Annotated in this window: 22 protein-coding genes; 17 read left to right on the top strand and 5 right to left on the bottom strand. The window is 72.5% G+C overall.

Features of this window, described 5'->3' with window-relative positions:
- Positions 1-60 precede the first annotated feature (60 nt).
- The 6 genes from WBG79_RS02790 to cobM are packed head-to-tail and all read left to right on the top strand — an operon-like array spanning position 61 to position 4,687.
- Positions 61-717 (top strand): precorrin-8X methylmutase, encoded by a 657-nt coding sequence (locus WBG79_RS02790; RefSeq protein WP_337357877.1) that lies wholly within the window; start codon positions 61-63, stop codon positions 715-717.
- Positions 714-1,499, top strand: coding sequence for a precorrin-2 C(20)-methyltransferase (locus WBG79_RS02785; RefSeq protein WP_443147398.1), 786 nt, complete (start codon positions 714-716; stop codon positions 1,497-1,499). The genes WBG79_RS02790 and WBG79_RS02785 overlap by 4 nt, the downstream gene beginning before the upstream one ends.
- Positions 1,496-2,269: a precorrin-3B C(17)-methyltransferase gene (cobJ, locus tag WBG79_RS02780; RefSeq protein ID WP_337355584.1), complete on the top strand. Its 774-nt coding sequence runs from the start codon at positions 1,496-1,498 to the stop codon at positions 2,267-2,269. Before WBG79_RS02785 ends, cobJ begins: the two co-directional genes overlap by 4 nt.
- On the top strand, positions 2,266-3,495 hold the full coding sequence (gene cbiE / locus WBG79_RS02775; protein ID WP_337355583.1) for a precorrin-6y C5,15-methyltransferase (decarboxylating) subunit CbiE: 1,230 nt from the start codon (positions 2,266-2,268) through the stop codon (positions 3,493-3,495). Before cobJ ends, cbiE begins: the two co-directional genes overlap by 4 nt.
- Positions 3,474-3,926: a cobalamin biosynthesis protein gene (locus WBG79_RS02770; protein WP_337355582.1), complete on the top strand. Its 453-nt coding sequence runs from the start codon at positions 3,474-3,476 to the stop codon at positions 3,924-3,926. The genes cbiE and WBG79_RS02770 overlap by 22 nt, the downstream gene beginning before the upstream one ends.
- On the top strand, positions 3,923-4,687 hold the full coding sequence (gene cobM / locus WBG79_RS02765; RefSeq protein WP_337355581.1) for a precorrin-4 C(11)-methyltransferase: 765 nt from the start codon (positions 3,923-3,925) through the stop codon (positions 4,685-4,687). Before WBG79_RS02770 ends, cobM begins: the two co-directional genes overlap by 4 nt.
- A 20-nt stretch (positions 4,688-4,707) precedes the next feature.
- On the opposite strand, the gene WBG79_RS02760 is transcribed toward cobM, so the two are convergent.
- Positions 4,708-5,844, bottom strand: a complete 1,137-nt coding sequence (locus WBG79_RS02760; RefSeq protein ID WP_337355580.1) for a cobalt-precorrin-5B (C(1))-methyltransferase — start codon at positions 5,842-5,844, stop codon at positions 4,708-4,710.
- Between the two features lie 64 nt (positions 5,845-5,908).
- Between WBG79_RS02760 and cobA the strand changes: the two genes are divergently transcribed.
- The 6 genes from cobA (at position 5,909) to WBG79_RS02730 (ending at position 12,778) form a co-directional block, all read left to right on the top strand.
- Entirely contained in the window at positions 5,909-6,724 is an 816-nt protein-coding gene (gene cobA, locus WBG79_RS02755; protein WP_337355579.1) for a uroporphyrinogen-III C-methyltransferase, read from the top strand.
- Positions 6,721-8,049, top strand: coding sequence for a cobyrinate a,c-diamide synthase (locus WBG79_RS02750; RefSeq protein WP_337355578.1), 1,329 nt, complete (start codon positions 6,721-6,723; stop codon positions 8,047-8,049). Before cobA ends, WBG79_RS02750 begins: the two co-directional genes overlap by 4 nt.
- 260 nt (positions 8,050-8,309) lie before the next feature.
- The gene (gene dnaK, locus WBG79_RS02745) at positions 8,310-10,220 is read left to right on the top strand and encodes a molecular chaperone DnaK (RefSeq protein WP_337355577.1); all 1,911 of its coding nucleotides are present in this window, start codon (positions 8,310-8,312) and stop codon (positions 10,218-10,220) included.
- A 103-nt stretch (positions 10,221-10,323) separates the two neighbouring features.
- Positions 10,324-11,457, top strand: coding sequence for a molecular chaperone DnaJ (dnaJ, locus tag WBG79_RS02740; RefSeq protein ID WP_337355576.1), 1,134 nt, complete (start codon positions 10,324-10,326; stop codon positions 11,455-11,457).
- 119 nt (positions 11,458-11,576) lie between these two features.
- Entirely contained in the window at positions 11,577-12,185 is a 609-nt protein-coding gene (locus WBG79_RS02735) for a class I SAM-dependent methyltransferase (protein WP_337355575.1), read from the top strand.
- A gap of 8 nt (positions 12,186-12,193) precedes the next feature.
- Entirely contained in the window at positions 12,194-12,778 is a 585-nt protein-coding gene (locus tag WBG79_RS02730) for a histidine phosphatase family protein (RefSeq protein ID WP_337355574.1), read from the top strand.
- A 101-nt stretch (positions 12,779-12,879) separates the two neighbouring features.
- Here the strand turns inward: WBG79_RS02730 and WBG79_RS02725 are convergent, their stop codons facing one another.
- On the bottom strand, positions 12,880-13,818 hold the full coding sequence (locus WBG79_RS02725; protein ID WP_337355573.1) for a lytic transglycosylase domain-containing protein: 939 nt from the start codon (positions 13,816-13,818) through the stop codon (positions 12,880-12,882).
- Positions 13,819-13,908: 90 nt separating this feature from the next.
- On the opposite strand from WBG79_RS02725, the gene WBG79_RS02720 reads away from it, so the two are divergent.
- The gene (locus WBG79_RS02720; RefSeq protein WP_337355572.1) at positions 13,909-14,133 is read left to right on the top strand and encodes a DUF2171 domain-containing protein; all 225 of its coding nucleotides are present in this window, start codon (positions 13,909-13,911) and stop codon (positions 14,131-14,133) included.
- A gap of 9 nt (positions 14,134-14,142) precedes the next feature.
- Here WBG79_RS02720 and WBG79_RS02715 read toward each other — a convergent pair whose 3' ends face one another.
- The 3 genes from WBG79_RS02715 to WBG79_RS02705 form a co-directional block, all read right to left on the bottom strand.
- The gene (locus tag WBG79_RS02715) at positions 14,143-14,658 is read right to left on the bottom strand and encodes a hypothetical protein (RefSeq protein ID WP_337355571.1); all 516 of its coding nucleotides are present in this window, start codon (positions 14,656-14,658) and stop codon (positions 14,143-14,145) included.
- 118 nt (positions 14,659-14,776) lie between these two features.
- Entirely contained in the window at positions 14,777-16,420 is a 1,644-nt protein-coding gene (locus WBG79_RS02710) for a cisplatin damage response ATP-dependent DNA ligase (RefSeq protein ID WP_337355570.1), read from the bottom strand.
- On the bottom strand, positions 16,417-17,478 hold the full coding sequence (locus WBG79_RS02705; RefSeq protein WP_337355569.1) for a ligase-associated DNA damage response exonuclease: 1,062 nt from the start codon (positions 17,476-17,478) through the stop codon (positions 16,417-16,419). Before WBG79_RS02705 ends, WBG79_RS02710 begins: the two co-directional genes overlap by 4 nt.
- 84 nt (positions 17,479-17,562) lie before the next feature.
- On the opposite strand from WBG79_RS02705, the gene WBG79_RS02700 reads away from it, so the two are divergent.
- From WBG79_RS02700 to WBG79_RS02685, 4 genes are all read left to right on the top strand, one after another.
- Positions 17,563-18,504 carry a class I SAM-dependent DNA methyltransferase gene (locus tag WBG79_RS02700; protein ID WP_337355568.1) on the top strand — a complete coding sequence of 314 codons (942 nt, stop codon included), beginning with the start codon at positions 17,563-17,565 and terminating at the stop codon, positions 18,502-18,504.
- 127 nt (positions 18,505-18,631) lie between these two features.
- Entirely contained in the window at positions 18,632-18,889 is a 258-nt protein-coding gene (locus WBG79_RS02695; protein WP_337355567.1) for a hypothetical protein, read from the top strand.
- A gap of 161 nt (positions 18,890-19,050) precedes the next feature.
- Positions 19,051-19,440, top strand: coding sequence for a hypothetical protein (locus tag WBG79_RS02690; protein ID WP_337355566.1), 390 nt, complete (start codon positions 19,051-19,053; stop codon positions 19,438-19,440).
- 49 nt (positions 19,441-19,489) lie between these two features.
- On the top strand, positions 19,490-22,111 hold the full coding sequence (locus WBG79_RS02685; protein ID WP_443147397.1) for a ligase-associated DNA damage response DEXH box helicase: 2,622 nt from the start codon (positions 19,490-19,492) through the stop codon (positions 22,109-22,111).

The following is a 22,111-nucleotide window of genomic DNA, read 5'->3' as shown; positions in this document are numbered from 1 at the left end:
GCCGCGCTTGCGTGGCTCGCCGCCTTGGCCGACAAGAAGGGCCGACCCACCGGAGAGCCGATGCCCGCGCCCGTCCCGCCGCCGCCCGCCACCCGCGAGACCTACATCCGCGACGGCCAGGCCATCTACGACCGCTCCTTCGCGATCATCCGCGCCGAGGCCGACCTCGCGCGCTTCGCGCCCGAGGAGGAGCCGGTCGCGGTCCGCGTCATCCATGCCTGCGGAATGGTCGAGGTGGCGGCCGACATCGCCTTCTCGCCCGGCGCGGTCGCCGCCGCGAAGGCCGCGCTCCGGGACGGCGCGCCGATCCTGTGCGACGCCAAGATGGTCGCCAACGGGGTGACGCGGGCGCGGCTGCCGGCCGGCAACGAGGTCCTCTGCACGCTCGACGACCCGCGCGTGCCCGACCTGGCGCGTCGGATCGGGAACACCCGGACCGCCGCCGCGATGGAACTCTGGCGCGACCGGCTCGGGGGCGCCGTGGTGGCGATCGGCAATGCGCCGACGGCCCTCTTCCGTCTTCTCGAACTCCTCGACGAGGGCGTGGCGCCGCCGGCCGCCGTGATCGGCATGCCGGTCGGCTTCGTGGGCGCCGCGGAATCGAAGGAGGCGCTGATGGCGGACGGGCGGGTGCCCTGGCTGGTGGTGCGCGGGCGCAAGGGCGGCAGCGCCATGACGGCGGCGGCAGTGAACGCGGTGGCGAGCGAACGCGAATGAACATGATCGACCCCGCCCTGGCGCGCGGCCCGGAGGCCGAGGACGGACCGGCGCAGACCGTCGGAACCCTGCACGGCATCGGGCTCGGCCCGGGGGACCCGGATCTCCTCACCGTCAAGGCCGTGCGGTTGATCCAGGCCGCCCCCGTGGTCGCCTACTTCGCCAAGCGCGGCCGGCGCGGCAACGCCCGGTCCATCGTGGACGGATGGCTGAAGCCCGGCGTCGAGGAGATGCCGCTCGAATATCCGGTCACGACCGAGATCCCCTTCGCGGAGGAGGGCTACCGCAGCGAGCTCTCCGGCTTCTACGCGGAGGCCGCGGCGCGGCTCGGGGCGGTGCTCGAGTCCGGGCGGGACGTGGCCCTGCTCGCGGAGGGCGACCCGCTCTTCTACGGGTCCTTCATGCATCTCTTCGTGCGCCTGCAGGGGCGCTTCAGCGTCTCGATCGTGCCCGGCGTGACCGGCATGTCGGGCTGCTGGACGGCCGCGCGCGCGCCGATCACCTGGGGCGACGACGTCCTGACCGTGCTGCCGGGCACGCTCCCGTCCGAGGATCTGGTCGAGCGGCTCAAAAGCACCGACGCGGCCGTGATCATGAAGCTCGGCACCAACTTCCCCAAGGTGCGGGCCGCCGTGGCGGCCGCGGGGCTGCTCGACGGCGCGATCTATGTCGAGCGCGGCACCATGTCGGGGGAGCGGGTGCTGCCGCTCAAGGACAAGACGGACGACGCGGCGCCCTACTTCTCCATCGTGCTGGTGCCGGGGCGGGGGCGGCGGCCGTGAGCACGGGTCCGGGCTGGCTCCGGGTCGTCGGGCTCGGTCCCGGCGATCCGCGCTACCTGACCGCCGAGACCCTCGACGTCCTCGCGGCGGCGACCGACCTCGTCGGCTACGGGCCCTACGTGGCGCGCGTGCCGGAGCGGGCGGGGCTGACCCGGCATGCGAGCGACAACCGGGTCGAGGTGGAGCGGGCGCGCGAGGCGCTGGCGCTGGCGGCCTCGGGGCGGGCCGTGGCGGTGGTCTCGGGCGGCGACCCGGGCATCTTCGCCATGGCGGCGGCCGTCCTGGAGGCGATCGAAGCCGGCCCGGCGGCCTGGCGGGCGCTCGACGTCGCGGTGCTGCCGGGGATCTCGGCCATGCAGGCGGCCTCGGCACGGCTCGGGGCCATGCTCGGGCACGACTTCTGCGCGATCTCGCTGTCCGACAACCTGAAGCCCTGGGCCACGATCCTGAGCCGGCTCACTGCTGCCGCGCAAGCGGACTTCGTGATCGCGATCTACAATCCGGCGTCCCGGGCGCGGCCCGACCGGATCCACGAGGCCTTCGCGCTGCTCCGGCGGCTGAAGGCCGGGGCGACCGTCACTGCGCTCGCGCGCGCGGTGGGGCGACCGGACGAGCGGATCCTCGTCACCACCCTGGCGGCGGTCGATCCCGGGCAGGTCGACATGGCGACGCTCGTGCTCGTCGGATCCAGCGAAACCCGGCTGATTCCGCGGGGCGGAGGCCTGCCGGACTGGGTCCTGACGCCGCGCTCCTACGGGGCGGGACGATGACGCCGGGGCGTTGGCTGACGATCCTCGGCATCGGCGAAGACGGGCTCGACGGGCTGTCCCCGACGGCGCGCCGCCTGCTCGCCGACGCGGAGCTGGTGGTCGGCGGGGAGCGGCATCTCGCGCTCGCCGGGCTGGCCGGAGGAGGGGCTTCCGGCACGCCCGAGACGTTCCGGTGGCCGACGCCGCTCACGGATGCTTTGCCGGCTCTCCTTTCCCGGCGCGGCCGCCCGGTCGTCGTGCTGGCGACGGGCGACCCCTTCTTCTACGGGGTCGGGACGACGCTCGCCGGCCGGATCCCGGCCGACGAGATGCTGTGCATTCCGGGGCCCTCGGCCTTCTCGCTGGCGGCGAGCCGGCTCGGCTGGAGCCAGCAGGAGACGACGCGCCTGTCGCTCCACGGCCGCGCGTTCGAGCGGGTGCTGCCGCATCTGCAACCGCGCGCCCGCATCCTCGCGCTGTCGTGGGACGGCACCACGCCCGGGCGCCTCGCGGCGACGCTGACGGCCCGCGGCATGGGACGGTCGCGGCTCACCGTCCTGGAGGCCATGGGGGGACCGCGGGAGCGCATCCGTTCCGCCCTGGCCGAGGCCTTCGATCTCGGGGATGTCGATCCGCTCAACACCGTCGCGGTCGAGGTGGTGGCCGGGCCGGACGCGCGTACCCTGCCGCTGACCCCGGGACTGCCGGACGACGCCTTCGAGCATGACGGGCAGATCACCAAGCGCGAGCTGCGCGCCGTCACGCTCTCGGCGCTCGCGCCGCGGCGGGGCGAGCGGCTGTGGGACATCGGGGCGGGGTCCGGCTCGATCGGCATCGAGTGGATGCTCGCCGACCCCGCCAACCGGACCATCGCGATCGAACCCCGACCGGACCGCGCCGCGCGGGTCGCCCGCAACGCCGCGGCGCTCGGGGTCCCGGACCTCGTCATCGTGCCGGGCGAGGCGCCGGCCGCGCTCGCGGACCTCCCCGACCCGGACGCGGTCTTCATCGGCGGCGGGGCGGGCGATCCGGGCGTGGTCGACGCCGGCTGGGCGCGGCTGGCCTCTGGTGGGCGACTGGTCGTCAATGCGGTGACCCTCGAGACCCAGGCGCAGGTGACCGACTGGTGCCGCCGGTTCGGCGGCGAGCTCGTCTCCATCGCCATCGCGAAGGCGGTGCCGGTCGGCTCCTTCCTGGGCTGGAAGCCGGCCATGCCGGTGGTGCAATGGCGGGCCATCAAGCCATGACGGGCGGCGGACGGCTCGCGGTCGGCATCGGCTGCCGGACAGGGGCGCGGCCGGAGGCGGTCGTCGATCTGGTCCGGCGCTGCCTCTCGGCGGCCGGGGCAACCGAGGCGGCCGGGGCGGGAGTGGCACTCTTCACCGTGCAGGACAAGGTCCAGGAGCCCGGCCTCGGCGAGGCGGCGGTCCGGCTCGGCCTGCCGCTGGTGTTCCTGCCGCGCGCGCTCCTCGAAGCCGCCTCGGCGGGGGCGGAGACCCGGTCGGAGCGCGTCGTCGCCCTGTTCGGCGTGCCTTCGGTGGCCGAGACGGCGGCGCTGGCGGGAGCAGGGCCGGGGGCGAGACTGGTGGTTCCCCGTATCGCGGGCGACGGGGTCACCTGTGCGGTCGCGCGGCTTCCGGCGGCGGGCGCGCCGGATAGGGCGGGAGAGGCTCCGTGACGGTCCATTTCATCGGCGCCGGCCCCGGCGCACCCGATCTCCTGACGCTGCGCGGACGCGACCTGATCGCCGCCTCGCCGGTCTGCCTATACGCTGGCTCGCTGGTCCCGGCCGCGATCCTGGCGCATTGCCCGGCGGGCGCCCGGATCGTCGACACCGCGCCGCTGTCGCTGGACGAGATCGAGGCGGAGTTCGTCAGGGCCCACGCGGCCGGCGAGGACGTCGCAAGGCTGCATTCCGGCGACCTGTCGGTGTGGAGCGCGATGGGCGAACAGCTCCGGCGGCTCGACCGCCTCGGCATCCCCTATACGGTCACGCCCGGCGTCCCGGCCTTCGCGGCGGCCGCCGCGGCGCTCCGGCAGGAACTGACGCTCCCGGAGGTCGGACAGTCGCTGGTGCTCACCCGCACCACCGGGCGGGCCTCGTCGATGCCCCCGCGCGAGACGCTCGCGGCCTTCGGGGCGACCGGGGCGACGCTCGCGATCCACCTCTCGATCCATGTGCTCGACCGCGTCGTGGCCGAACTGGCGCCCCTCTACGGCCCGGACTGCCCGGCCGCGGTCGTCTATCGGGCGTCCTGGCCCGACGAGCGGGCGATCCGGGGCACCCTCGCCACGATCGAGGCCCTGGTCGCCGCCGCCCCGATCGAACGCACCGCGCTCATCCTGGTCGGCCCCGTGCTGGGCGAGCGGGACTTCAGGGAAAGCGCGCTCTACGACCCGGGCTATCAGCGTCGATATCGGGGGCGGGAGGGCTTGTGAGCTCCGGGCGCGCGCAGGCCTCAGCCCGCGCGCGCTACCAACCCGCCCTGGCGGTCGAAGACCACGACCTCGACGGCGATGCCGCTGTCCCGCAGGGGCTTCGCGGCGGTCAGCCGGGCCGCCTCGGCGACCAGCCGGCCGACATCGAGCCCCGCCGCGCGGGTGATCTCCAGCACCTCGAGAGCGGAGTTGGCGGCGCGCACGCGGGCGGCGAGGTCGTCGCCGCCGCCGGCCTCCAGCACGCGCGCGGCGAGCCAGTCGAGGTCGACCGCGCCGCGCTTGGAATGCAGGTCGAGTAGCCCTTGCGCGAGCTTCACCAACTTGGCGAAGCCCCCCGCCACGGTGACGCGCCGGACCGGATGATCGCGCAGGTACTTGAGCATGCCGCCGACGAAGTCGCCCATGTCGATCAGCTGGACGTCGTCGAGCCCGTGGAGCGCCTTGACGGCAGCCTCCGAGGTGGAGCCGGTCGCGCCCGCCACGTGGTCGAAGCCCATGGCGCGGGCGACGTCGATGCCGCGGTGGATGGAATGGATCCAGGCCGCGCAGGAGAAGGGGACGACGATGCCGGTCGTACCCAGGACCGACAGTCCGCCCACAATGCCGAGACGGCCGTTGAGGGTGCGCTCGGCTAGTCTTTCGCCGCCCGGGATCGAGACCTCGATCTCGACGTCGCCGGAGCGCCCGTGCCGGCCGGCGACCTCGGCGATCGCCTCGCGCATCATGCGGCGCGGGACGGGGTTGATGGCCGGTTCGCCGGGCGGGATCGGCAGGCCGGGGCGGGTCACAGTGCCGACCCCCTCCCCGGCCCGGAAGGTCACGCCCGCGCCGCCGGGGGCAAAGCGGACGGTCGCCACCACGAGGGCGCCGTGGGTGACGTCCGGATCGTCGCCCGCGTCCTTGACGATGCCGGCCCGCGCCCAGCCGGGTCCCTGCTCGTGGAGCGCCAGCGCGAAGGCCGGGGTCTCGCCGCCGGGCAGCCGGATCGCGACCGGGTCCGGAAAGTCGCCGGTCAGCAGGGCCTCGTAGGCCGCCTTGGCGGCCGCGGTGGCGCAGGCTCCGGTGGTCCAGCCACGCCGGAGCGGTCGACCGGGCTCCGCGCCTCCGGGCGGGGTCGGTTCCGCGGCATCGGACGCCGATTTCGGACTTTCGCTCATCGCACCCTGTCCTATAAGAAGCCGGTCCCGCGGCAAAGCCCGCCGAGCCGGAAGCCCGTCGCACATGCCCATCCCCGACGCCATCGCCGCCCAGCTGCCGGAGTTCGTGCCGGGCACGGTCTGGCTCGTCGGCGCGGGACCGGGCGACCCGGGCCTCTTCACGCTCGCGGGCCTGCACGCCATGCGGTCGGCGGACGTGATCGTCTACGACGCGCTGGTGGGCGACGCCATCATGGGGCTGGCGCCGGAGACGAGCGAGCTGGACTATGCGGGCAAGCGGGGCGGCCGACCTTCGCATTCCCAGAAGGACATCACCGAGCGGCTGATCGCCCATGCGCGCGCCGGCAAGCGCGTCCTCAGGCTGAAGGGGGGAGATCCCTTCGTGTTCGGGCGGGGCGGCGAGGAGGTGCTGGCGCTGGCGGCGGCGGGCATCCGGTTCCGGGTCGTGCCCGGCATCACGTCCGGCCTCGGCGGGCTGGCGGCGGCCGCCATCCCGGCGACCACGCGGGACACCAACCATGCGGTCATCCTGATGACCGGCCACCCGGCGGCGGGCACGGAGGGACCGGCGGCCAGCCACGCGGACTGGGCCGCCTTCGCGGCGACGGGAGCCCCGCTCGTCCTCTACATGGCGATGACGCATCTCGACGCCATCGCGGCGCAGCTGATGGCGGCCGGCATGGGGGCGAACACGCCGGTCGGGATCGTGGCGGACGCGACCACGCCGCGCCAACGGGTGCTGGTGACGCAACTCGACCGGGCCGCGCGCGAGGCGGCCGCACAGGGACTGAAGGCCCCGGCGATCGTGGCGATCGGGTCGATCGTGGGCCTGCGGGAGAGGCTCGCGGCCTTCGCGCTGGGTCCGGAGGGGGCGTCGTGACCGGCGCGGCGGGCGGCGTGCCGGGCCTGGTGATCGCCGCGCCGCGGTCGGGCAGCGGCAAGACCACGGTGACGCTCGGGCTCCTGCGCGCCTTGAGGCGGCGCGGCCTCGCGGTCGCCGGCGCGAAATGCGGGCCGGACTACATCGACCCGGCCTTCCACGAGGCGGCCTCGGGCCGGCCGAGCCTCAACCTCGACGCCTGGGCGATGCCCCCCGCGCTCGTGGCGGGGCTCGCCGGCGCGGCGGCGGACGGCGCGGATCTGGTGGTCGCCGAGGGGCTGATGGGACTGTTCGACGGGGTCCCGGGGGCGCCCGGGCGGTCCGGGTCGTCGGCCGACATCGCGGCGGCGGCGGGCTGGCCGGTGGTGCTGGTGCTGGACGTCTCCGGACAGTCCCAGTCGGCCGCCGCGCTCGTGCTCGGCTGCGCGCGCTACGATCCGCGCATCCGGGTCGCGGGCGTGATCCTCAACCGGGTCGGCTCGCCCCGGCACCGGCGGCTCGTCGGCGACGCCGTCGAGGCGCTCGGCATCCCGGTCCTCGGCAGCCTGCCGCGCGACGAGGCGGTGACGCTGCCGGAACGCCACCTGGGGCTCGTGCAGGCGGCCGAGACGTCCGGGCTCGACGGCATCCTCGAGCGCATGGCGGATTTCGTCGAGGCGAACACGGACCTGGACCGGATCGTCGCCGCCGCAACGGCCTCCCGTCTCGATGCGGGGTCACTCGCGGCCGCCCTGCCGCCGCCGGGCCAGCGGATCGCGGTGGCGCGCGACGCGGCCTTCACGTTCCTCTATCCCCACCTGGCGCTCGGGTGGCGGCGAGCGGGGGCGGAGCTCGTCTTCTTCGCGCCGCTGGCCGACGAGCCGCCGCCCGCCGGCTGCGACGTCTGCTGGCTGCCCGGCGGCTACCCGGAGCTCCATGCCGGGGCGCTGGCGGGCGCCTCGCAATTCCTGGCGGGTCTGCGGCGGTTCGCGGAGACGAAGCCGGTCCACGGCGAATGCGGGGGCTACATGGTGCTGGGCCGGACGCTCACCGACGCGGCCGGGGTGGAGCATCCCATGGCAGGCCTGCTCGACGTGGCGACCAGCTTCGCCAGGCGGCGGATGACGCTCGGCTACCGCACCGCCACGGTTCTGGCCGACGGCCCGCTGGGGCCGGCCGGGACCGTGCTGAAGGGGCACGAGTTCCACTATGCGACGGTAGCGGACGCCGGATCGGACGAGCCTTTCGCGGCGGTCACGGACGCCTACGGCGCGGCGCCGGCTCCGGCCGGCAGCCGGCGCGGGCGGGTGACCGGGAGCTTCCTGCACGCGATCGCACGCGGCTGACGGGGTCCCGGCCGGCTCCGGCAACCGGACCTCGGCCGGCCGGACGCCTCACGGCGTCGTGAGGCGCAGCCTTGCACCCCCTTTCCGGCCCTCCTATATACCGCCCGAACGGCAGGGACCTTGCGGTTTCCGCCACCAGCCTCCACATCTGAGACACCATCGAATCAGGTCTGAAATTGGGGATTGCCCGGGGCCGTCGAGCCCCCCTGGAGGACGCCTCTCGTGAGGGTCCGGGCGATCTGCCGGAAAGAGAGGGACCCATGGGTAAAGTCATCGGCATCGACCTCGGCACGACGAATTCCTGCGTCGCCGTCATGGACGGCAAGAACACCAAGGTCATCGAGAACGCCGAGGGGGCGCGCACGACCCCGTCGATCGTGGCCTTCACGGATGAGGGCGAGCGGCTCGTCGGCGTCGCGGCCAAGCGCCAGGCCGTCACCAATCCGGAGCGCACCGTCTTCGCGGTCAAGCGCCTGATCGGACGGCGCTACGAAGACCCGATGGTGGAGAAGGACAAGAAGCTCGTCCCCTACAAGATCACCCGCGCCGGCAACGGCGATGCGTGGGTCGAGGCGGACGGCAAGCAGTATTCCCCGTCGCAGATCTCCGCCTTCATCCTCGGCAAGATGAAGGAGACGGCCGAGTCCTTCCTGGGCCAGACGGTCACGCAGGCGGTCATCACGGTGCCGGCCTACTTCAACGACGCCCAGCGCCAGGCGACCAAGGACGCCGGCAAGATCGCGGGCCTCGAGGTGCTGCGCATCATCAACGAGCCGACCGCGGCCGCGCTCGCCTACGGGCTCGACAAGAAGGCCTCCGGCACCATCGCGGTCTACGACCTCGGCGGCGGCACCTTCGACGTCTCGGTCCTGGAGATCGGCGACGGCGTGTTCGAGGTGAAGTCCACGAACGGCGACACGTTCCTGGGCGGCGAGGACTTCGACATGCGGCTCGTGGGCTACCTGGCCGACGAGTTCAAGAAGGAACAGGGCATCGATCTCCGGAACGACAAGCTCGCCCTGCAGCGCCTCAAGGAGGCGGCCGAGAAGGCCAAGATCGAGCTGTCGAGCGCCACGCAGACCGAGATCAACCTGCCCTTCATCACCATGGACCAGTCCGGTCCCAAGCACCTCACCATGAAGCTCACCCGCGCCAAGTTCGAGGCGCTGGTCGACGACCTGGTGCAGAAGACGATCGAGCCCTGCCGGGCGGCGCTGCGCGACGCGGGCCTGACGGCGGGCCAGATCGACGAGGTGGTGCTGGTCGGCGGCATGACGCGCATGCCGAAGATCCAGGAGGTGGTGAAGACCTTCTTCGGCCGTGAGCCCCACAAGGGCGTCAACCCGGACGAGGTGGTCGCCATCGGCGCCGCGATCCAGGCAGGCGTGCTGCAGGGCGACGTCAAGGACGTGCTGCTCCTCGACGTGACCCCGCTGTCGCTCGGCATCGAGACGCTCGGCGGCGTGTTCACGCGCCTCATCGACCGCAACACCACGATCCCGACCAAGAAGTCCCAGGTCTTCTCGACCGCCGAGGACGGCCAGACGGCCGTGACCATCCGGGTCTTCCAGGGCGAGCGCGAGATGGCGGCGGACAACAAGATGCTGGGCCAGTTCGACCTGGTCGGCATTCCCCCGGCGCCGCGCGGCGTGCCGCAGATCGAGGTCACCTTCGACATCGACGCGAACGGCATCGTCAACGTGTCGGCCAAGGACAAGGGCACCGGCAAGGAGCAGCAGATCCGCATCCAGGCCTCGGGCGGCCTCTCGGACGCCGACATCGAGAAGATGGTCAAGGACGCCGAGGCGAACGCCGCGGAGGACAAGAAGCGGCGCGAGCTCGTGGAGACGCGCAATCAGGCCGAGGGGCTCGTCCACTCCGCCGAGAAGGCGCTCAAGGACTACGGCGACAAGGTCTCGGCGGCCGACCGGTCGGTCATCGAGGCGGCGATCGCCGACACCCGGGCCAAGCTCGGCGGCGAGGACGTCGAGGCCATCAAGGCCGCGGCCAACAAGCTCGCCGAAGCGCAGATGAAGCTCGGCGAGGCCATGTACCGCGACACCCAGGGCGGCGGCGGCGACGCCGGTGCGGCGGGCGGCGGCCACAAGGACGACGCCGTCGATGCGGACTTCGAGGAAGTCCGCGACGACGACAAGAAGAAATCGGCTTGATCCGGGCCTAGAGTCCGTTCACACACGACGCTGCCCGGCGTGGATCACCCCCGCGTCGGGCAGTCTCGTATGAGGCTGCCCCTCCGAGGGAACGAACCCGACCATGGCCAAGCGCGACTACTACGAGGTCCTCGGCGTTGCCAAGACCGCCGACGAGAAGGACTTGAAGAGCGCCTTCCGCAAGCTCGCCATGCAGTTTCACCCGGACCGGAACCCGGGCGACCACGAGGCCGAGGCCAAGTTCAAGGAGATCAACGAGGCTTACGACGTCCTCAAGGACCCGCAGAAGCGCGCCGCCTTCGACCGCTTCGGCCATGCCGCCTTCGAGAACGGCGGGGCCGGCGGGCCGGGCTTCAACGGCGACTTCGCGCAGACGATGTCGGACATCTTCGAGAGCTTCTTCGGGGGCGACTTCGGCGGCGGCGAACGGCGCGGCCGGGGCGGGCGCGAGCGCGGGGCGGACCTGCGCTACAACATGGAGATCAGCCTCGAGGAGGCCTACGAGGGCAAGCACGTCGAGATCCGCGTGCCGAGCACGATCACCTGCGAGACCTGCTCGGGATCGGGCGCCAAGCCGGGCACCTCGCCGCAGACCTGCAAGACCTGCGGCGGCCAGGGGCGCGTGCGCGCCATGCAGGGCTTCTTCACCATCGAGCGCACCTGCCCGACCTGCCAGGGCCGCGGCCAGGTGATCGTCGACCCCTGCGCCAAGTGCGGCGGCACCGGGCGGACGACCACCGAGAAGACGCTGACCGTCAACATCCCGGCGGGCATCGAGGACGGCACCCGCATCCGGCTGGCCGGCGAGGGCGAGGCCGGCATGCGCGGCGGGCCGGCGGGCGACCTCTACATCTTCATCGGCATCAAGCCGCACGCCTTCTTCCAGCGCGACGGGGCGGACATCTTCTGCCGCGTGCCGGTCTCGATGACGACCGCCGCGCTCGGCGGGCAGTTCGAGGTGCCGACACTCGCGGGCGAGAAGACCAAGGTGAAGGTCCCGGACGGCACCCAGACCGGCAAGCAGTTCCGCCTGAAGGGCAAGGGCATGCCGGTCATGCGCTCGACCGCGCAAGGCGACATGTACATACAGGTGGTGGTCGAGACGCCGCGCAACCTCACACGACGGCAGCGGGAACTGCTGGAGGAGTTCGAGAAATCGGCGTCGGGCGACACACATCCGGACTCGACCGGATTCTTCGCCAAGGTTAAGGATTTCTTCGACAATCTCGGCAGCTGAAGCGCGGCTGCGACACCATCGGGAAATCTTGTCGCACTAGCGTGCGGTTGCCGCGTAGAACGTCACGTCCGACTATCCTGCCCCCTCGCCCGACCCGCCACCCCCACCCGGAGCCCCTCATGGGACAAGCCAAGAAGCGTCCGTCGCCGAGCGAGATCAAGCACAGGGTTCTCGACGATATCCGCTTCCTCCGGAGCTGGGTCGAAAAGCCCCTGCAGATCGGCGCGGTGGCGCCGTCGAGCCCTCAGCTCGCGCGGCTGATGGCGAGCTACGTCGATCCGCACGCGACGGGCGCCGTCCTGGAGCTCGGGCCGGGCACGGGCGTGGTCACCAAGGCGATCCTCGACCGGGGCGTCGCGCCGGGCCGGGTGGTCTCCGTCGAGTACAACGAGGACTTCTGCAAGCTCCTGCGCAACCGCTTCCCGGGCGTGCACTTCATCCACGGCGATGCCTACAACGCCCGGCACGCCGTCCAGGCGGCGTTCCCGGAGCCGCTCTCCGCCGTGGTCTCCAGCCTGCCGCTCTTCACCCGGCCGATGCCGCAACGGGTGCGGCTGCTCGACGAGGCCTTCGCGATGCTGGCGCCCGGCGCGCCCTTCATCCAGTTCTCCTACGCGCTGGTGCCGCCCGTGCCGCACGGCGCGGGAGCCTTCGAGCTCGAGCGGACGAACTGGGTCGTCATGAACCTGCCGCCCGCGCGTGTGTGGGTCTACCGCCGGCCGGCGTGAGGCGCGCGATGGCCATCGTCCACTACCTCACCCATCCGCAGGTGCAGATCGATCCGGACGTGCCGGTGCCGAAGTGGGGGCTCTCGCCGATCGGGGAGGCCCGCGCGGTCGCGGCGGCGCGGCTGCCCTGGGCGGCGGGCATCGGCCGGATCGTCTCCTCCGACGAGGTGAAGGCGATCGAGACGGCGCGCATCTTCGGGGCCCGCCTCGGGATCAGGCCGCAGATCCGCGAGGGGATGCACGAGAACGACCGCAGTGCGACCGGCTACCTGCCGCCTCCGCAGTTCGAGGCCATGGCGGACCGGTTCTTCGCCGAGCCGGAGGTCAGCGCCGAGGGCTGGGAGCGCGCCGTGGACGCGCAGGCGCGGATCGTCGCCGCGGTTGAGGCGGTGCTCGCCGAGGAGGTCGAGGACGGGGCGGATCGGGACCTGCTGCTGGTCGGGCACGGCGGGGTCGGGACGCTGCTGCTCTGCCGGCTCGCCGGTCTGCCCATCTCGCGCAGCCGCGATCAGGGTCCGGGCGGCGGCAACCGCTTCGCCTTCGACCGCGACACCCGGGCGGTGCTGCAGGGCTGGACGCCGTTCGACGCCTGATCGGCCTGCCGTCATGGCCGGCTCCTGAAGTCTAAACTCCTTGATTGGTCTTCGTGGAGCGGATTGCCGGGACAAGCCCGGCCGGACTTCGTGCGACCGTATCAGCTCTTGAGTACGATGCAGGCGCCCTGGGCGGCACGCAGCTTCGCGCAGAGGTCGTCGGCGGCCTTGCGCGACTCGGCCGGCAGGCGGATGCGGTAGAAGGGGCGCGTGCCGCGGCTGCGGAAGCGTGTCCCGATGATCATGGGGCGCACCTCTCCGACCACGGCGGCATAGCGCAGGCGGACCCGGTCGAAGGCGGCGAGCGCCTTGGCGCGCGAGAAGTCGCCGGCGATCTGCACGCCCCAGGGGGCGAACACCGACGCGACCGCGCCGCCGGCCACGTAGTCCTCGCCGCCCGGCTTGCGGAAGCGGGCGAGCGTCACGAGGCACTTTTCGGGCGCCGGATCCGGCAGGGCCGTACCCTGGCGGGCGGCCTCGGCCCAGGACTCGGCCGGCAGGCCCGTGATGCGGGCGACATAGGTCACCGTCTCCATCGGCAGGCCCGAGGCGCCGGCGAGCCACTGGCGGACGCGCTCCGGGCCGGCGTTGTAGGCCGCGGCGGCGAGGCCGAGGTTGCCGAAGCGGGCGCGCAGGTCCGCCAGCAGCGCGGCGGAGGCGGGGATCGCCGCCTCGGGATCGAAGGGGTCGGCAAGACCGCGCTCGCGGGCGGTGCCGGGCATGAACTGCGCGACCCCTTGCGCGCCGGCGCGGGACACGACGTTCAGCCGGAAGCTGCTTTCCCGCCAGATGAGGCGGGTGAAGAAGGGCACCGGCAGCTTGCGGACCTCGGCGGCGGACTCGATCAGCCGGCAGATCGCCTCGTCGACCGTCTCGCTGGCCTTGCCGGAACCGGCCGGCGCCGCGTCGGGGGCGTCCTTCTCCTCCTGGGCGGCCGTGGGCGCGGACGGCACGCCCGCCAGGACGAAGGCCAGCAGGACGCCGACCGATGCCGGTCCTGCCGCCCTGCCCCGCGGTCGTCCCCGCTCCTGCGCTCCCATCACGTTTTCTCCAACTGGCGCCGGGCGCCCGAACCGCGATGCGGACCGGAACGTTCGGACCTCACCACTTCAACATGGGAGATTTGCGAAATGCAGAACATGGACATGATCCGCGAGCACATGCCGGTCATCGGGTCCGACGGCCGGCAGATCGGTCTGGTCGACCACATGGAGGGCCAGGACCGCATCAAGCTGACCCGCGACTCCTCGCCGGACGGGCAGCACCATTTCATCCCCTGCGACTGGATCGACCACATCGATGCCCACGTGCACCTGAAGGTCTCGTGCGACGAGGCCCAGAAGCGCTGGCAGTAGACGGCCGCGTCACCGGCCCCGCAGCACCGCCACGACCTCGGGCAGGATACGGGCCGCCACGGCGGCGTGGCCGCTCGGGGTCAGGTGGATGCCGTCCGGCTGCAGGCCGTCGGGCGGCAGGGGCCGGTACATCATCGCGATGGACCGGATGCCCCGCTTCGCCAGCGTTTCCGCGATGGCGCGCCGATTGGCGTCGTGCTCGGCTTGCGAGATGCCGGAGCGGTGGTCGTTGGCCCGCACGCTGCCGATAAGGACGAGGCGGGTGCCGTCCGGGACCGAGGCGTCGGCCCGGGCCAGCAGGCTGCGGCTGTTCTCACCGTTGCGGGCCGTGATGGAGATGTCTGCGACGATCCCCTTCGCCTTCAGCATTTCGCCGAGCTTCGCCGGGTAGGCTTCAGCGGGCGAGACGCCCTTGCCGTTCTCGTTGCTGGCGCCCAGCAGCACGATGCGCAGTTCCGCCGCATGGGCCGGCCCGGCGGCAAGCATCAGGCACAGCAACGCCTTCCAGATCCACCCGTGCCGCATCGAGTCCTCCCGGTCCCACGGGATTCTGCTTACCCGCAGCGGGAGAGGGACGCAACGACATATTCAACTCAAAGGCGCACCGATCGGTGGCGATCGGCCGCGCGGCCGCCGTTGCCGTCTACTCTTCCGCGCCGGTCGCCAGCATGGCCTCCAGGACCTCGATGCGGTCGGCCTCGGCGGGGGGCTTGTCCCAGCGGATGCGGCTGATGCGGGGAAAGCGCATGGCCAGGCCGGACTTGTGGCGGCCGGAGCGGGCGAGGCCCTCGAAGGCGACCTCCAGGACGAGGCCCGTGGTGCGGTCGTGGCGGACCTCGCGGACCGGTCCGAAGCGGTTGACCGTGTGTTTCCGCACGAAGCGGTCCAGCTCCTTCAGCTCCTCGTCGGTGAAGCCGAAATAGGCCTTCCCGACCGGCACCAGTTCGCCGCCGTCCTCGGGGCCGCGCCAGACCCCGAAGGTGAAGTCCGAGTAGAAGGACGAGCGCTTGCCATGGCCCCGCTGGGCATACATCAGCACGGCATCGACGATGCGCGGATCGCGTTTCCACTTGTACCAGAGGCCCTTGGGGCGACCCGGCAGGTAGGGGCTGTCGGCGCGCTTCAGCATGACGCCCTCGACGGCTTCCGCATCCGCCCCGGCCCCGCCCTTGGCGGGATCCGCCCGGGCCTCGGTCAGCGCCTCCCAGGTGTCGAAGGGGATCAGGGGCGAGAGGTCGAGCTTCGGGTTGTTCGCCCGCGCCACGAAGGATTCCAGGCGCGTCCGCCGCTCCGCGAAGGGCAGCCCGCGCAGGTCCTCGCCCTCGTGGACGATGAGGTCGTAGACCCGGATATGGGCGGGGTGATCGACCAGCATGCGGGCGGTCACCGATTTCCGGTTCAGCCGCTGCTGCAGGACGTTGAAGCTCTGGACCTTGCCGTCGATGAGGACCAAAAGCTCGCCGTCGATGGCGGCGTCGAAGTCGAGCGCCTCGACGACATCCGGAAAGGCGGCGCCGACGTCCTCGCCGGTGCGGGAATAGAGCCGGCGGCGCTCCCGGCCGGAGGGCCCGCGACCCGCGGCCGCCTGCACGCGGATGCCGTCCCATTTCCATTCGGCCAGGAAGTCCGCGGGGTCGAGCTTGTCGAAGTCGCCGTCCTCGATGGCATGGGACAGCATGGGCTTATGGAACCGGGCAGGATCGTCGCTCTCCGGCTTCGGGCCGCGCCCCTCCACCCAGGCGAAGAGCTCCCGATACGGCGGCTCGAGCGTTGGCCAGACGTGCTCGACGTCGTCGGGGTCGATGCCGCCGAGTTCGGCAACCGCCGTCTTGGCGAGGCGGGCGGAGACGCCGACGCGGAGCGAGCCGGTGATGAGCTTGAGGCAGGCCCAGCGGCCGGCCTCGTCGAGCGCGTCGAGCCAGCGGGCGAGGATCTGGGGCAGCTCCCGCTTCGCCGTGGAGGAGAGCGTCTCGACCACCTCGGCGAGGGTCGGCACGTGGTTCGGCCGGGCGGCCGGGGCGGGCCACATGAGCGCGACGGTCTCGGAGAGGTCGCCGACATAGTCGTAGGACAGGGCGAAGAGGACGGGGTCCGTCCGCTCGGCGATGAGCGCGCGCACGAGCCCGGGCTTGGCCTCGGCGAAGCCGAGATGGCCGGTCAGGGCGGCCAGCGCCCAGCCGCGCTCCGGGTCCGGCACATGGCGGAAATAGTCCGCCATCAGGGCGATCTTGGCATTGCGGCGCGGTTCGTAGGCCAGGCGGTCGAGCAGGCGGGCGAAGCGGTTCATGAGGGCGCGCCGTCCTCGGCCGGCGCCTCGGCGGCGGGCGTGTCCGGCTCCGCCTCGCCCTCGTCGCCGTAGCCGAGCATGTGCAGCGGGCGGGCGTCGAGGCCGCGGGTCCGGCACCAGTGGACGAGCGCCTCCTCGGCCCCATGCGTCACCCAGACCTCGCCGGCCCCGGTCTCCTCGATGGTCGCCTGCAGGTCGTTCCAGTCGGAATGGTCGGAGATGACCAGCGGCAGCTCGACGCCGCGCTGGCGGGCGCGGGCGCGCACCCGCATCCAGCCCGACGCGAAGGCGGTCACGGGGTCGCCGAGGCGGCGGGACCAGAGGTCCGCCATCGAACCGGGGGGGCAGATCACGATCCGGCCGGCGAGTTCCTTCGGCTTCAGGCCGCGGACGGGCTCGAGCAGGCCGAGATCGATGCCGCGGCTCTCGTAGAAGCGGCAGAGACGTTCGAGGGCGCCGTGCAGGAAGACGGGATCGTCGTAGCCCGCCTCGCGGATGAGCGCGATGACGCGCTGCGCCTTGCCGAGCGAATAGGCGCCGACGAGATGCGGCCGCTCGGGGAAGAGGCTCAGCGACTCCAGCAGCTTGCCGATCTCCCCGCGGGCGTCCGGATGGCAGAAGACCGGCAGGCCGAAGGTGGCCTCGGTGACGAAGACGTCGCAGGGCACCGTCTCGAAGGGAATGCAGGTCGGGTCGAGCTGGCGCTTGTAGTCGCCGGAGACGACGACCCGGCAGGCGCCGCGGGTCAGCGAGATCTGGGCGGAGCCGAGCACGTGGCCGGCCGGGTGGAAGCAGACCTCAATGTCGCCGACCCGGATCGGGCGGCCGAGGGCGGCGGGCTCGGTCACGCCGGCGAAGTCCTCGCCGTAGCGGACGGCCATGATGCCGAGGGTCTCGGGCGTGGCCATGACGCCGCCGTGGCCGGAGCGCGCGTGGTCGGAATGGCCGTGCGTGATCAGCGCGCGCTCGACCGGGCGCACGGGGTCGATATGGAATCCGCCGTGCGGGCAGTAGAGGCCGGCAGGGGTCAGGGTCAGTAGATCGGGGGCGACGCTCATCCTGGCCGGACTGTAGGATGCCGCGAGGCGCTCGTCAGCCTCGCAGGGACCGGATATGGAAGGGCGAACCGCGAGCGCTCCGCCATGTTCCCGACCTTCCACTCCTCCGGCGACCTGATCGCCGACCGCCGCTACGGCTACGCGATCGCGCTCGCCGAGGCGGGGGACCCGGCGGCGGCGGCCGACCTCATCGAGCAGGCGCTGGAGCTGGTGCCCGGCTGGGTGCCCGGCTGGTTCGCCCTGGGGGTGGCGCGGGAGGCGGCCGGCGCGGGAGCCGGCGCGCTCGCGGCCTTCCGGAGGGCCGCCGGGCTGGATCCGGACGATCGCCTCGGGGCGTCGCTGCACGCCGCCCGGCTCGCCGGGACAACCCCGCCGGCGCCGCCGGCCGGCTATGTCCGGGCGCTCTTCGACGCCTACGCGCCCGCCTTCGAGAAGGTCCTCACCGGACGGCTCGGCTACCGGGCGCCGGGCCTCGTCGCGTCCGCCCTCGCCGCCGCCGCGCCGGGGCGGCGCTTCGCGGCGGCGCTCGATCTCGGCTGCGGGACGGGCTTGATGGGGGCGGCGATCCGGGAGCGCTGCGACCGGCTGGACGGGGTCGACCTGTCGGTCGCCATGGCGGCGGAGGCGGAGGCCAAGGGTCTCTACGACGGGATCCGCGTCGGAGAGGCGGTCGCTGATCTCCGGGCGCTGACACCCGGAAGCCTGGACCTCGTCCTTGCCGCGGACGTGTTCTGCTATCTCGGGGACCTGGCGCCCGTACTCGGCGCGGCGGCCCGGGCGCTCAGGCCGGGCGGCCTACTGGCCTTCACTGTCGAGCAGCTCGCCGGCGGGGACGCGGACTTCGCCCTGAAGGACAGCCTGCGGTACGGGCACGGCCAGGCCTATCTCCGCGCGGTCGCGGCCGACCAAGGCTTCGACGTCCTGTCGCTGGCGGCGGAGACGCTCCGAGAGGACCGCGGGGCGCCGGTCGGCGGCCTCGTGGCGGTCCTGCGCCGGGCGGGCCCCGACCCGATCACGCGGACGTGATCGCGCCGCACGGGCGCTGAATCTTTCCTGAACGTCATGCTCAGCGCCCGTCCACACGGCCGAGGCCAAGCTCCGCCCATTCGATGACGCGGCACCCGCGACGGGTGCGCAACAGAAGGGCAGAGCCATGTCGAACCGCACCCTCGCCGCCGCCACCCTTGCCGCGGGCCTCGCCGTCGGCGGCACGGCCGCGGCCAATCCGGCCCATTACGGCGGTTATCAGCCGATCTACGAGCCGGCCCCGCACGTGGTCGTCGTCCCGGAAACCACGCCGGTCTACTTCAAGCGCAGCCTCGTCGGCGCGCAGGTGACCGTGCAGCAGTGCTACAAGCGGCGGGCCTGGACGTCGACGGGCGAGCTCTTCTGGAGCGAGGTTTGCCACTGACCGTCCAGGGCGGAAACGGGTGCCGGCAACCGCCGGTGCGGACCGCCACCTTTCACGCGCTCGTGATGAAACGCATCTCCCTGCTGGCGCTTGACCCGGCATGAGCCCATGCGCGGGTCAGGGCCCCCTGGCCGGACCCCTCAGGCAGCAGGAGATCAGACATGAAGAAAACCGCAGTGGCGGCCATCGGCGCCGCCCTTCTCGCGACTTCCTTCGTCAGCACGGCCGACGCGGCACCGCGCCACCACCATCACGGCGGCTGGGGCTGGGGCGCCGGCGCGGGTCTCGCGACGGGCTTGATAGTCGGCGGCGCCGTCGGCGCGGCGGCTGCGAGCAGCTACGGGCCCTACGGCTATGCCCCGGGCCCCTACTACAACTACGCGCCGGGCCCCTACTACAATTACGCGCCCGGCCCCTACTACTCCGAGGCCCCCGTCCCGGCCCAGCCGCGGGTCGTCTATCGCGACCGGATCGTCAAGCAGCGCGGCTGCGTGACGTCCACGCGCTACGACTACAAGGGCGAGCCCTACGAGTGGAAGGACTGCCAGTAATCGGTCGCGAGACCGATCCGGGGCCGGGAGCGATCCCGGCCCTTTCCTTATGGAAGGCCGGGGCTCCGAGCGATCCCGGCCTTTTTCGCGACCGCGGCGGCTTCCGCTCGGCGGCGCCGGGCGCTACCTCTTGGGCGTGAGCGCGCCGCAGAGCTTCGAGGATCCCGCCCTGCTTCTCCCCGCCCGTTTCGCGGCGTGGTTCGCCTCGCGCGGCTGGGCGCCGCGGCCGCACCAGGTCGAGCTCCTGCAGAAGGCCGCCGCGGGCCGGTCGGCCCTGCTGATCGCACCGACGGGCGCCGGAAAGACGCTCGCCGGCTTCCTGCCGAGCCTCGTCGCCCTCTCGGAGCGGCCTCCGCCGCGGCTCGTGGCGGCCGGGCGCGGGGTGGCGCGCCGGGGCATCCACACGCTCTACGTCTCGCCCCTCAAGGCGCTCGCGGTGGACGTCGCGCGCAACGTCGAAGCGCCGATCGCCGAGATGGGTCTGCCGATCCGGGTGGAGACGCGGACAGGCGACACGCCGGCGCACAAGCGGCAGCGGCAGAAGTCCGAACCGCCCGACATCCTCATGACGACGCCCGAGCAGGTGGCGCTGCTGATCGCCTCGTCGGAGGCCGAGACGCTGTTCGGCGACCTCCGCACAGTGGTGTTCGACGAGCTTCACGCACTCGTCACGTCCAAGCGGGGCGACCTCCTGGCGCTCGGACTTTCGCGGCTGCGCAAGCTGGCGCCGGGGCTCAGGACGGTCGGCCTGTCGGCGACGGTCTCCAACCCGGAGGAACTCGCCGCCTGGCTGGTGCCCCAGGAGGGCGCCGGCGCCACGGCCGACGTGGTGGCGATCGCGGGCGGGGCCAAGCCGGAGATCCGGATCCTGGACTCGGCGGAGCGGATCCCCTGGGCGGGACATTCCGCCCGCTACGCCATGGCGGAGGTCTACGCCGCGCTGAAAGCCGCGAAGACGACGCTGATCTTCGTCAACACGCGCAGCCAGGCCGAGATGGTGTTCCAGGAGCTCTGGACCATCAACGACGACAATCTCAGGATCGCGCTGCACCACGGCTCCCTCGACGTGGCGCAGCGCCGCCGCGTCGAGGCCGCGATGGCGACCGGCGGGCTCGACGCCGTGGTGGCGACCTCGACGCTCGACCTGGGCATCGACTGGGGCGACGTCGACCTGGTCGTCCATGTCGGCGCGCCCAAGGGGGCGAGCCGGCTCGCCCAGCGGATCGGGCGGGCCAACCATCGGCTCGACGAGCCGAGCCGGGCAATCCTGGTCCCGGCCAACCGGTTCGAGGTGATGGAGTGCCGGGCGGCGCTCGACGCCAACTACCTGGGCGACCAGGACACGCCGCCGATCCGGCCCGGCGGTCTCGACGTCCTCGCCCAGCACGTGCTCGGCATGGCGGTGGCGGCGCCCTTCGCGGACGAGGATCTCTTCGCCGAGGTGACGTCGGCCTACCCCTACCGCGGGCTCGACCGGGCGACCTTCGACCGGGTGGTCGACTTCGTGGCGACGGGCGGCTACGCGCTCAGGACCTACGAGCGCTACGCCAGGATCCGACGCCGGAAGGACGGCCTCTGGCGCGTCTCCAACCCGCAGATCGCGCAGGCCTACCGGCTCAACGTCGGGACCATCGTGGAGAGCCCGATGCTGAAGGTCCGGCTCGTCTCCAAGGTGGCGGGCGGCACGCCGGCGCGGGGCGGGCGGATGCTCGGCGAGATGGAGGAGTTCTTCTTCGAGACCATGAGCCGGGGCGACACCTTCCTGTTCGGCGGCGAGGTGCTACGGTTCGAGACGATCCGCGAGAACGAGGCGCTGGTCACCCGCACCAAGGACGAGAGCCCGCGCATCCCCTCCTACATGGGCGGCAAGTTCCCGCTCTCCACGTATCTCGCCGACCAGGTGCGGCGCATGCTGGCCGATCCGGAGAGCTGGGGCGCACTGCCGGAGCAGGTCGCCGAGTGGCTGCGCATCCAGAGGCTCCGCTCCATCCTGCCGAAGCGCGACGAACTCCTGATCGAGACCTTCCCGCGCGCCGCCAAGCATTACATGGTGGCCTACCCGTTCGAGGGCCGGCTCGCGCACCAGACGCTCGGCATGCTGCTCACCCGGCGGCTGGAGCGGGCGCGGGCGCGGCCGCTCGGATTCGTGGCGACCGACTATGCGCTCGGGATCTGGGCCGTGGAGGATCTTGGCCGGCTCTTCGCCGAGGGCCGGCCGTCGCTGCCGGCGCTGTTCGACGAGGACATGCTGGGCGACGACCTGGAAGCCTGGATGGCCGACAGCTACCTCCTGAAGCGCACCTTCCGCAACAACGCCGTCATCGCCGGGCTGGTCGAGCGGCGGCATCCCGGCCAAGAGAAGTCGGGCCGGCAGGTCACCGTCTCGACCGACCTCGTCTACGACGTGCTCAGGAGCCACGAGCCGGACCACATCCTGCTCCGCGCCACCTGGGCCGACGCCTCGGCGGGCCTCCTCGACATCGGCCGCATCGGCGCGATGCTGGCGCGCATCCGCGATCACATCGTCCTCAAGCGCCTCGACCGGATCTCGCCGCTCGCCGTGCCGATTATGATCGAGATCGGCAAGGAGCGCGTGCCGGGCGAGGCGGACGAAAGCCTGCTTCGCGAGGCCGCGGACGCCATCGTGGCGGAGGCGATGGCGGCCGACTGA

The organism is Prosthecomicrobium sp. N25 (genome assembly GCF_037203705.1).
Taxonomy (GTDB): Bacteria; Pseudomonadota; Alphaproteobacteria; order Rhizobiales; family Ancalomicrobiaceae; genus Prosthecodimorpha.
The sequence above is the reverse complement of the archived record's forward strand: the minus strand, read 5'-3'. Positions and strand labels throughout refer to the sequence as shown.